At 31.4% G+C, this 11,863-nt stretch carries 10 protein-coding genes; all 10 read left to right on the forward strand.

Translation table 11 applies throughout. The annotated features are described in order from the left end of the window. The first annotated feature begins 342 nt into the window (after nt 1-342). A complete protein-coding gene (galU, locus tag H540_RS0119425; protein WP_028401699.1) occupies nt 343-1,224 on the forward strand; it encodes a UTP--glucose-1-phosphate uridylyltransferase GalU in 882 nt (293 codons plus the stop codon). Between the two features lie 18 nt (nt 1,225-1,242). Then, a complete protein-coding gene (locus H540_RS0119430) occupies nt 1,243-1,929 on the forward strand; it encodes a sugar transferase (protein ID WP_028401700.1) in 687 nt (228 codons plus the stop codon). A 172-nt stretch (nt 1,930-2,101) separates the two neighbouring features. Continuing rightward, entirely contained in the window at nt 2,102-3,433 is a 1,332-nt protein-coding gene (locus H540_RS0119435; RefSeq protein ID WP_028401701.1) for a UDP-glucose dehydrogenase family protein, read from the forward strand. A 239-nt stretch (nt 3,434-3,672) separates the two neighbouring features. Next, nucleotides 3,673-4,434 (forward strand): WecB/TagA/CpsF family glycosyltransferase, encoded by a 762-nt coding sequence (locus tag H540_RS0119440; protein WP_028401702.1) that lies wholly within the window; start codon nt 3,673-3,675, stop codon nt 4,432-4,434. A 103-nt stretch (nt 4,435-4,537) separates the two neighbouring features. Continuing rightward, complete coding sequence (locus H540_RS30315; RefSeq protein ID WP_162144541.1) at nt 4,538-5,662, forward strand: glycosyltransferase; 1,125 nt, start codon at nt 4,538-4,540, stop codon at nt 5,660-5,662. Then, a complete protein-coding gene (locus H540_RS0119450; RefSeq protein WP_051317156.1) occupies nt 5,649-6,161 on the forward strand; it encodes an acyltransferase in 513 nt (170 codons plus the stop codon). Before H540_RS30315 ends, H540_RS0119450 begins: the two co-directional genes overlap by 14 nt. 402 nt (nt 6,162-6,563) lie before the next feature. After that, nucleotides 6,564-7,790 carry a glycosyltransferase gene (locus H540_RS0119455; RefSeq protein ID WP_028401704.1) on the forward strand — a complete coding sequence of 409 codons (1,227 nt, stop codon included), beginning with the start codon at nt 6,564-6,566 and terminating at the stop codon, nt 7,788-7,790. A 315-nt stretch (nt 7,791-8,105) separates the two neighbouring features. Further along, on the forward strand, nt 8,106-9,527 hold the full coding sequence (locus H540_RS30320) for an oligosaccharide flippase family protein (RefSeq protein ID WP_211241904.1): 1,422 nt from the start codon (nt 8,106-8,108) through the stop codon (nt 9,525-9,527). A gap of 7 nt (nt 9,528-9,534) precedes the next feature. Further along, complete coding sequence (locus H540_RS0119465) at nt 9,535-10,881, forward strand: O-antigen polymerase (protein WP_028401705.1); 1,347 nt, start codon at nt 9,535-9,537, stop codon at nt 10,879-10,881. Between the two features lie 158 nt (nt 10,882-11,039). Beyond that, on the forward strand, nt 11,040-11,863 hold an 824-nt coding region (locus H540_RS0119470; RefSeq protein WP_034671270.1), incomplete at its 3' end, for a glycosyltransferase family 2 protein.

The following is an 11,863-nucleotide window of genomic DNA, read 5'->3' on the forward strand; positions in this document are numbered from 1 at the left end:
CCTGTCAGAGAACCTCCCCCCATAAAGGCAAAAAGCGCCTTTTTGGGGAGAGAACCTCTGCCTTCCGGAGCTGAACGAGCCGATTCCGCTTTTCTGATGATGAAACGGTGATGTCTCCTTACCGCTATCAATGGAGGTACTCGGTCATACTGTGGGTAAATGTGTTTTACCTTAGACGCGCGTCGTCAAGAGTATGGTGTGAGGTTGGGTTTAATGCCCGTTTTTAGTTTTTATACATAAATAGAAACTTTAGCTATGTTGTTGTGATGTACGACCATATAGCTAAGTTTTTTATTTTTAAATTGTTATATAACACTTAAAAGGATACAAGGGGGATTTATTTTGAAGAAAGTAAGAAAAGCCATTATACCAGCAGCGGGATTAGGAACAAGATTTTTGCCCGCAACAAAAGCAATGCCAAAGGAAATGCTTCCGATTGTAGATAAGCCAACGATTCAATACATAGTAGAAGAAGCAATTGAGTCTGGAATTGAAGACATCATTATCGTAACGGGAAAAGGAAAGCGTGCGATTGAAGATCATTTTGACCATGCTTTTGAGTTGGAGCAAAATCTTTTAGAAAAAGGTAAATATGAAATTCTAGAAAAAGTACAAGAATCTTCCAAAGTAAACATTCACTATATTCGTCAAAAAGAACCAAAAGGACTTGGACATGCCGTTTGGTGCGCGAAAAACTTTATTGGTGATGAGCCATTTGCGGTACTTCTTGGTGACGATATTGTACAGGGGGAAACACCGTGCCTTCGTCAATTAATGGACGAATATGAACAAACACAGGCTTCTGTGATCGGTGTACAAACTGTAGGAGATCATGAGACGCACCGTTACGGTATTATTGATCCATCAGCACAAAGTGGTCGCCGCTATCAAGTAAGTCAATTTGTAGAAAAACCAGCTCCAGGAACAGCGCCTTCTAATTTAGCAATTATGGGCCGCTATGTGTTAACACCGGAAATCTTTATGTTCTTAGAAGAGCAACAAGTTGGTGCAGGCGGAGAGATTCAATTGACTGATGCGATCCAGCGTTTGAATGAGATTCAACGCGTGTTTGCTTATGACTTTGCAGGAAAACGTTATGATGTTGGGGAGAAATTAGGATTTATTCAGACATCTATTGAGTTTGCATTGCAGCATGAAGATTTAAAAGAGGACCTACTCAAGTTTATGAACGGAGTATTGGAAGGACAAAAAATGACACTATAAATGTAAGGTGGGATAGGTATGGACGTGGTAAAAGTAGCAAACAGAAGTGTATCGCAGCCAGAATCCCAACTGCTCAGTAAACAAGAAGTAAATGAACGGAAACTGTATTTGTTTATAAAAAGATGCATCGATTTTATCGGTGCATCTTGTGGTCTTATCATATTATCTATTCTATTTATTCTAGTAGCTCTTGCCATTAAAATGGAAGATCCAAAAGGACCTGTGTTTTTTAAGCAAAAACGTGTTGGAAAAGATGGCAAAGAATTTGATATGTACAAATTTCGTTCAATGGTTACAGACGCAGAGGAGCGGCTGCAGGAGCTTCTAAAGCATAATGAAGTGTCCGGCGCCATGTTTAAAATGAAGCATGACCCGAGAGTAACAAGGATGGGAAGGTTTATTCGTAAAACTAGCATTGATGAGCTCCCACAATTTATTAATGTGTTAAAAGGAGACATGAGTTTAGTAGGGCCTCGTCCTCCTTTACCTCGTGAGGTAGCGCAGTACACAGCTTATGATATGCAACGCCTACTTGTTACACCTGGTTGTACAGGTCTATGGCAAGTCAGTGCACGTAATACAGTTGGATTTGAAGGAATGGTAAAGCTAGATTTGCAGTACATCCAAAATAGAAGCCTGTTGTTTGATATTAAATTGATTTTTAAGACAGTATTTCTATTGTTTGGTTCGAAAAGTGCATTTTAATATGATGAAGCTATTACTTTAAGAGTTTAGAATATAAACGCCGAAATAGTAATTTTATTGGTTAGAACTTTTAAAATTAGTTACATATTGAAATACGATGTTAGTAGAAAAGTTATGTATATGCTCTAATTAGTATTTCAAAGTATGGCGTTTACTAGGGGGAAGTAAAAATATGAACATAGCAGTGGTAGGAACGGGTTATGTAGGATTAGTTACTGGTGTAGGTTTATCCGAAATCGGACATAATGTTATTTGCATAGATACTGATGAAAACAAAGTACAGAAAATGAAAGAAGGAAAGTCGCCTATATATGAACCAGGTTTAGATGAGCTAATGGTGAAAAATATTGAAGCGGGGCGTCTTCATTTTACCACTCAACACGCAGAGGCTTTTAAAGAAGTAGATGTTATTTATATAGCAGTTGGAACACCTGAGAATGAAGATGGAACTGCAAATTTAACCTATATTAACCAAGTAGCCCAACAAATTGCTCAAATTATTAAAAAGGATATTGTTGTAGTAACTAAGAGTACAGTACCTGTAGGAACAAATCATTACATTAAAAAGAAATTGAAAGAAAATGTATCATCTCATTTAAATGTAGAAGTAGTTTCAAATCCTGAATTTCTACGTGAAGGTTCAGCTGTTTATGACATTTTTCATGGAGATCGGATTGTCATTGGTGCAGACAATAAAAAAGCAGGAGAAATAATTCGTAAAGTAAATGAACCGTTTGGAATTCCAATCTTTGAAACAGATATTAGAAGTGCTGAAATGATTAAATATGCTTCCAATGCATTTTTAGCTACTAAAATTAGTTTCATAAATGAAATAGCAAATATTTGTGAAAAAGTAGGTGCGGATGTAGAAGAAGTTGCTTTTGGAATGGGGATGGATTCACGTGTAGGTAATCAATTCCTAAAAGCCGGAATTGGTTATGGTGGATCATGCTTCCCTAAAGATACAAAGGCTTTAAAGAAAATTGCTGAGAATGTCGAGTATGATTTTAGTTTATTGAGTGCAGTAATTGAGTTTAACAATAAGCAACAGCGCAAACTTATTGATCAAGCTTTAAAAGATTTTTCATCTTTAGAAGGTAAAACTATTGGTGTTTTAGGGTTAGCGTTTAAGCCAAATACTGATGATATCCGTGAAGCTGCATCACTCGCTATTATTCCAGAGTTAATTAAAATGGGAGCTAATGTAAAAGCGTATGATCCTGTAGCAATAGAAAATGCAAAAAAAGTTCTGCCTGAAGAAGTACAATATGTAGGAAGTGCTTTAGAGGCTATTGAGGGTACAGATTTAGTATTTATCTTAACGGAATGGGATGAGATTAAGTCCTTGCCATTAGAAATATTTGCAGAAAAAATGAAGTCTGCGTTTGTATATGATGGACGAAATTGCTTTAGTCTTAAAGTTGTGCAAGAGCATGAGATAAATTATTATTCAATAGGCAGACGACTATCCAATAAACAAGATTTAATCATTGAGAGTAAATAATTCAAAATTAATCAAAAGATAAAAAGGTAGCATGCATTTAAAATTTCTACCTTTTTATTTTTTGATGCAAACGAAAGAGGGAGAATTTTAAAGATATGTTTTGTCGCTTCATCTGGGGGACATTTAGAGCAACTCATGATGCTTTATCCTATGATGAAGAAACATGATAGTTTTATTTTGACAGAAAGAACTAATTATGAATTTAATTCAAAAGATATAAATAAGTGAGGATTCCAATAATGGAAAGAGAACAAATTAATATATTTGGTATTAATTTTGACAACTTAGACATGTGTAATGCGTTAAAGACTATAGATGAATTAATTGTTACGAACAAAAGTATAGGCTCCAACAGTTTTGTTGTTACACCTAATGTGGACCATCTAGTTAATATAAATAAAAATAAAGCTTTTAAGAAGGCGTATGAAAAGGCTAGCTTAAGGCTGGTGGATGGTATGCCTATAGTAATAGTATCTAGACTATTTAACAAACCATTTAAGTCAAAATTATCAGGTGCAGATTTAACACCAAAGTTACTTGAGCTTGCATATGAAAAGAATTATAAAGTCTTTATCTTTGGTTCACAGCCAGGAGTTGCAGATGAGGTTGTGAAAAAATGTAAAAAAGAATTTGGAGTAGATTTTAACATTGGAAGTTATTCTCCCCCATTTGGGTTTGAAAATGATACTACTGAACTTAAGAAAAGCCTAAACAAAATAAATGAGTTTTCTCCTGATATATTATTTGTATCTTTAGGTTCACCTAAAGGAGAACTCTTTATTGCTAATAATTTAGATTCATTAAAGGTTCCTGTAAGTATTCAAGTTGGGGCAGCTATTGATTTTATGGCTGGAACAGTAAAGAGAGCACCATTGTGGATGCAAAAACTTTGTTTAGAATGGTTTTATCGTTTTCTTAAAGAGCCTAGGAGAATGTTTAAAAGGTACTTTGTTAACGATTTGTATTTTGTGAAACTGATTCTAAAGGAATTAACGAAATAGTGGTCAAATTGTATGTTTAACATAAAATTTACTTACCAATTCCATAATTCGAGTTTTTAGAAATCTTTAGATGTATAAAAAACATGAGAAAGTGGAGAATAAGGTGAAGGCAGAAAAACAAAGTATTACTAAGATATTAATGGTTGGTTCTAGTTTGAATGTTAAAGGAGGTATGACTACTGTAGTAGAATCCTTTTTACGCCATAATTTTGGGGATGATATTGTTCTTAAATATATTCCGACGCATATAGAGGGTGTCGGGAAGATTCAAAAAACGCTTTATTTTTTGATGAGATTAATTGAAATTTGTGGTCAGCTAGTTTTTGGGAAAGTGAAAATTGTACACATGCATATGTCGGAAAGAGGAAGTTTTAGCAGAAAATACATTGTTTTTAGACTAGCTAAATTTTTTAATAAACAAGTAATTACTCATACCCATGGTGCGGAATTTAAAGACTTTTACGAAAAAAGCAGTAGTAACTTGAAAGTAAAAATACATAAGTTATTAAAGGGGTCTAATGTAGTAATTACTTTAGGAGAAAGTTGGAATAAGATAATAAAACAGATAGAACCAGAGTCGAATACCTTTATATTAAGGAATTCTGTTCAAATTCCGGTTAATAAAAATGCGATTAATAATGAGAGAATAAAGATATTATTTCTAGCTGTCTTAATTAAACGAAAAGGAATTTTGGATTTAATAGAGGCTTCAAAAGAAATAATTAAAGAACTCGAAAAAAACAACAAGCAAGTTGAATTTGTTATTGCAGGTGATGGTGAACTAGCGGAATCCGCCAAAGCGTTAGTTGTCAAATTGGGATTAAACTCATATTTCAAGTTTGTAGGTTGGGTTAATAATGAACAAAAGCATAACCTTTTACGAGAAACAGACTTGTTTATATTGCCATCATATAATGAAGGATTGCCAATGTCTATCTTAGAAGCGATTAGTTATGGTATACCGGTAATATCAACTAATGTAGGGAGTATAAATGAGGCAGTTAGGAATGGAGAGAATGGCTTCCTTCTAAATGCCGGTGATAAGGATCAGTTAACCGAATATACACTTAAACTTCTAATGGGATCGGACTTTTATAAGATGGGTGCAAGGGCAAGAGAAATAGCGGAAAACTTTTTTAATATTGATAGCTATTTTGAAACAATAAAAAATCTCTACTTAGCATTAAATAAATCAATGATTTCTGGTGAGAAAAATGGGACTAAGTAATTTATTGATGAAGTTAAAATTAATTAGGCTAAAAAGAAGAGGTCTAAAGATAGGCGAAAACTGTAAAATTTATGACACTCACATTGATTACGGCCATTGTTTTTTAATAGAAATAGGAAATGATGTTACTATTACTAATAGTTCTATTCTTGCACACGATGCATCAACTAAACATAGTCTTGGTAAAACTAAGGTCGGGAAAGTAAAAATAGGAAATAGGGTTTTTATTGGATGGGGTAGTATAGTATTTCCAAATGTAAAAATAGGAGACGATGTTATAGTAGCTGCAGGAAGTGTAGTCAATAGAGATATACCAAGCGGATGTGTGGTTGCCGGAGTTCCAGCTAAAATCATGGGAAAAACTAGTGAGTATATAGAAAAAAGCAGAGAAATTATGGAAAGTGTACCTGTATTTTCAACTCCTTGGGACCAAAAAACTAAAGGTGAGATACAGGAGATGCGTGAGAAGTTAGAAGATAGTATTGGATTTGACGATTAGATTAAAGTATGTGCTAGATTAACTAGTAAAACTAGTAAAACTAGAAAAACGAATATTGTAAATTCTTATTTCGGGAAATAAATAACTTCTGAAAAGTTCTAAGATCAGATACCTGTGTAATAGTAAGTCTCTGGAAGAGGACGAGCAAAACCCATAAAGATTCCTAATCTCCTAATGGTCTTCCTACTGAATAATACTTGATCCCTTATTTTTTAGCTATTATAAATTTAAACAATTCTTCCATGAAATATTATTGGCTTTCATAATATTAGTAGTATCTAATAAATAAATTGCTTTCATTTAAGTTAGCAAAAATGATTCGCTGAGGCGTCAATAAAAATGGACTGTAAAATGATAATGATTTTATATATAACGGATTAGTTGTAGAGGAAGTGAACTATAGTGAAAATATTATTTGTTGTTGATCAGTTTCCTAAGTTATCGGAAACCTTTGTTTTAAATCAAATAACGGGTTTGATTGATCAAGGTCATGAAGTTGAAATACTAGCTCAAAAACCAAGAAGTAAAGAAGTGTTCCATGAAGACATAAAAAAATATTCTTTAATTAATAAAACGATTTACTACAATGTGCCCTCAAAAAAAGAAGATATATTAAAAGAAAGTTTTAGGTTTTTATTTAATAAATTTTTTAATAATCCAATTTTACTATTTAAAAGTTTAAATTTCCTTAAGTATGGGAAGGAAGCTCTATATTTGAGACATATATTGGTTCTTAAAGACTTAATTTCTGAGAAACGACCGTTAGAGTATGATATTATACATTGTCATTTTGGCCCTAATGGACTTTTAGCTACTATATTAAGGGATTTAGGGATTATAAAAGGAAAGGTTTACACTACATTTCACGGTTATGATATGACAACGTATTTAAAATATAGAGGAAATAATATATATAATTTTCTTTTCTCAAAAGGTGACGTGTTTCTACCAATTAGTGATTTTTGGAAACAAAAACTTAAAACTTTAGGTTGTGAAGAAAGCAAAATTATGATTCACCCTATGGGCGTAGATATTAACAAATTTAGTCCTGTGAAATCCAAACTTAAGGGTACTATTAAGCTGCTATCAGTTGCTAGGTTTGTGGAAAAAAAGGGAATTAAATTCGCAATTGATGCAGTCTCCAAATTAATAAATGAAGGTTACGATGTTGAGTATAGTATTATTGGAGACGGGCCTTTAAAAGCCGAGTTGCAAACTCAGGTGGCAAATTCCAATACTCAAGATAGAATTAAGTTTCTTGGATGGAAAAAACAAGAGGATGCTATACTATTGATTGAGAGATCTGATATATTTTTAGCGCCTAGTATTATAGGAGCTGATGGAGATATGGAAGGAATACCTGTAGTTTTGATGGAGGCAATGGCTATGCAAAAAGTCGTAATCTCTACGTATCATAGTGGTATACCGGAATTGATTATTAATAATGAGAATGGTTTTTTAGTTCCTGAAAAAGATTCAGATGCTATATATGAAAAAATTAAATTTATCATTGAAAATGATAAATATACAGAAAAAATATGCTATTCTGCAAGAGAAAGTATTGAGGATAAACATAACATTACTACGTTAAACAAGAAGCTAGAAAGGCTATTTGAATCGGTTGTATAAATATATAAAAGTACAGAAGATATTAGTCAGTCGCTTAATGGTGAAAAAGAAAAAATACCTATAATTAGGTACATTCTAAGTTGAAATTTACGGGTATGACATTTCTGTTAAAGTTATAAAGATAAAGCACAAAACGGGATTTGTTAATTTAAATTTCCTGTTATGTGGTAAAATATTAAAGTTGTAAAAATGTAAATTGAACTTGAAATGGACTATTTTAAGTTTAATTTACAATCAATGTTCAACCGTAAATAAAGACTGGTGTTAAGGAAAATGGTGGGAAAAATGTCTAGTAAAAATCTGTTCAGGAAGTTCATGGATTATGCTGTGGGAAGTGGGATAGTTCTTATTTTAGGATTCGTTTCCTCCCCTCTTAATACTCGTTTATTTAGCCCGGAAGAATTTGGTAAATTTTCAATGTTTTTGTTATTGGCAAATGTAATAAATGCAATTGTCTTATTAGGATTGGATCAGTCTTTTGTGAGATATTTTTATATAGAAGTTGAGAGTAATAGAGGAAGGCTTTTGTATAGAACTTTTACTTTATCAGTAATTTTCTGTATTTTTATAACAATAATAATTATACTTTTCAAACAAATGTTGCTACAGCAATTATTTAAAGAACAGAATTATCAACTTCTTTTTTTAATCATTTTAAATAATTTCGCTTTACTGTTAAATAGATTTGCCATGTTGGTAATTAGGATGAAACAGAATGGAAAGCTTTTCTCTACATTGCAAATAATACAGAAAATAACAAATATTATCTTTATCCTACTTCTTTTCTTTGTTCTTAATAGAAATTTTCTAATTTTAGTATATGCTACCGTGATATCCAATATACTTGCTACTATAATTGCCATTGTAGCTGAAAGAGACCTGTGGAGTTATAAAAATTTTAGAGGGAAGATAAACACCACCTCTCAAGAACTGTTGAAATATGGAACCCCTCTTATTTTCACCTTTTTAATAACCTGGTTATTTCAATCTAGTGATAGATTATTTATTAAGCATTACCAAGGCTATAAAGAGTTAGGCATATATTCAGCTGCTTTTTCTATAATAGCTCTCCTAAATGCAGTTCAAATGGCATTTTCCATGTTTTGGGTTCCTGTGGCTTATGAGAAATTTGAACAGGACTTAGACAATAAGGCTTTTTTTACGAAGGTTAACAAAATTGTGACTTTTGTGATGTTTTTTATTAGCATTTTAATAGTCCTCTTGAAAGATGTTATTATTCTAATTTTAGGTGAAAGTTATAGACCTGCCAGTAGTATGATACCTTTCTTAGTGTTTATGCCACTTATGTATACTATCTCTGAAACTACAGTGTTAGGTATAAACTTTAAAAAAAAATCAAAATATCATATTATAATAACCTTGTTAACAGCTATAGTTAATCTTATTGGTCATAGTATTTTAATTCCATCTATGGGTGGAATAGGGGCTGCAATATCTACAGGGTTTACTTATATTGTATTCTTCTCTTTAAGAACATTCTTTTCCAAAAAATTGTATACAAACAACTATAATTTAAAGAAATTTTATTTAGTAACCATTAACCTGATTGTTTTTTGTTTTTATGCTACATTTAATTCATTAGACATAATTTGTATTTTATTAGGGATTTTTAATGTAATAACTTTACTCTTTATATACAAGGAAGTTTTAATAGACTCTTTAGTCTTAATAAAGAGAAATAACAAGGTTTTACAAAGATACAATTTAAAGGAGTAGAAATGATGTGACAATCATCTTATTGACTTTACTTTTGTTTTTTTTTATTAGAAAGAAATATGATTATATATTATATCTCTTTATTTTTTCCAATTTAGTGATCCCTAGAAATAATAATTTTGAGGCACTTATTGGGTTTATATCTAAAAATATAATATGGGATACAAGATTATGGCTTTTAATAATTATGAGTTTCATTTTAGCAATTAAGGGAGGAAAGAAACTATTAATTTTTAGCAAAATAGAGATAATAGTTTTTACATCCATTTGGGGTATCCTAATTATAGGAATCCTTATAGGCCGTCAAAACCATAATTCCTATTTAACAAGTGATATAAGATTACTATTAGAGTTTATTTTAACTTATATTGTTTTACAAAAATGGATCAATCTTTTTAGAATAGATTCAAACAAAATAATAAAGACATTTATTATTAGTGGAATTGTATACTCCTGTTTAACTATCTTTATCTATTTATTTTTGAGAGGCAGTTTTTTAGCGTATCTATACGGAGATGTTTATGGAGTTATATGGGGGAATAGGGTTACTTTTCCTAATAATACTGCCCAATATATATTCCTATTTTTATCAATTTATATGATTTTTATCAAAAAAAATAGAATGCTAAATACAATTGCAATATTATTGAATAGCATATCTCTCTTAATGTCTCAAAATAGAACATTAATATCCTTAGGTATTATAATGATCTTTTTTATTTTAATATACCTATTCTTATATAAAGCTATAAATAAAAAAATTACTTCTCTATATGTTGGAATATTATTTTTTACTATTCCTATATTACTATTATTAGGAATAGTTTTAGTAAATTCACCCCTATTAGCTAATAGTGATCTTATTGGAGAGGTATTAAGTAGATTTACTAATGAGGGGTCTGGCTCAGTTGATTATAGAATAGTAACAAATGAATATGCAATTGAAAGTGTACAAAATTCTATTTTGGGAGATGGGCTAGGAAAAGAAATTATGAGTGGCGGAGGTTCTTCTCTCGGAAGTTATAAGGTTTCTTTTGTTGATAATGTTTTTGTAAGTCTATATGTTAAATTAGGTGTAGTTGGAACTTGTTTGGTCGCCTTAATCATAATTTATGGTTTTATTCTAAATTTAAAGGCTTATATAGTATCTAAAGATATATTATTTCTAATTATACTTATAATATATCCAGGATATATTATAAATGCTTCCTATATGACCTCACAGTTTATACACTCTGCGCCGGTATATTTAGCGTATTTTTTACTCTTATTTCTTCCGAAAGAAAGACTTTATCCTGCATTAACAGGTAGTAAGACCTTCATCTCAATGCTTGAAGGAACCAAAGAAACATAGGTGGAGGATTATCTCTCTGTAAAAGCCTAATTTGTTCAACTTCTATCAGTAGGGGGTTCCTTATCCTCTACTGATAGAAGTTGAATTTTATTTTGAGATTATTTAAATTTTAACTGATCAATTCGCTATATAGGGGTACAGAATGGAGGGGATAAATTATGGCTAGAAGTATAAATCCTTTAGTCAGTGTAGTAATTCCTACTTACAATAGAGAACACCAAATAGAAAAGACAATTAAAAGTGTTTTAAGACAAACTTATTCTAATTTTGAGATAATAATTGTTGACGATGCTTCGATCGATAATACAGAAGATGTAGTAAAGTCCATCAGTGATAATAGAATTAAATTTATCAAATTAAAGGAAAATTCTCAAGGAACTCGTCCCAGAAATATAGGTATACAAGAGAGTATTGGAGACTATATAGCCCTATTAGATTCTGATGATGAATGGGTCCCTACAAAGTTAGAAAAGCAACTCCAATTTATAAAAGATTATAACGAAGATAACATCATGTGTTTTACTGATCTTATCCGAAAAAGCGAGAGAAATGAAGAAATTATCAAAAACAAACCTTTGCGAGATAAAGAAGACATTATGGATTATATCTTTATTGGTAATAATTTAGTTCAAACGAGTACATTTTTATTTCCCAGCAAAATAGGTAAAGAAACATTGTTTAATCCTACTTTAAAAAAACACCAGGACTGGGATTTTTGTCTGAGATTAAGAGAGAATAGTGTTAAATTCCTCCTTTTTCCAGAACCCCTGACGATATATAGTGTTGAAGAAAGAGAAGGAAGAATTAGTAACAATGCAAAATACCCTTTATCTTTGGAATGGGGAAATGAAGTAAAGAAACACATTTCAGAAAGAGCTTATCATGCATTTCAAATAATTAGTATTGTAGATTCGCTGATATTGGATGAACAAAAAAAGAAAGCAATGATGTTATATTTAAATGCCTATTTGAAAAGAGCAAT

This window comes from Ectobacillus panaciterrae DSM 19096 (assembly GCF_000430785.1).
GTDB lineage: Bacteria > Bacillota > Bacilli > Bacillales > Bacillaceae_G > Ectobacillus > Ectobacillus panaciterrae.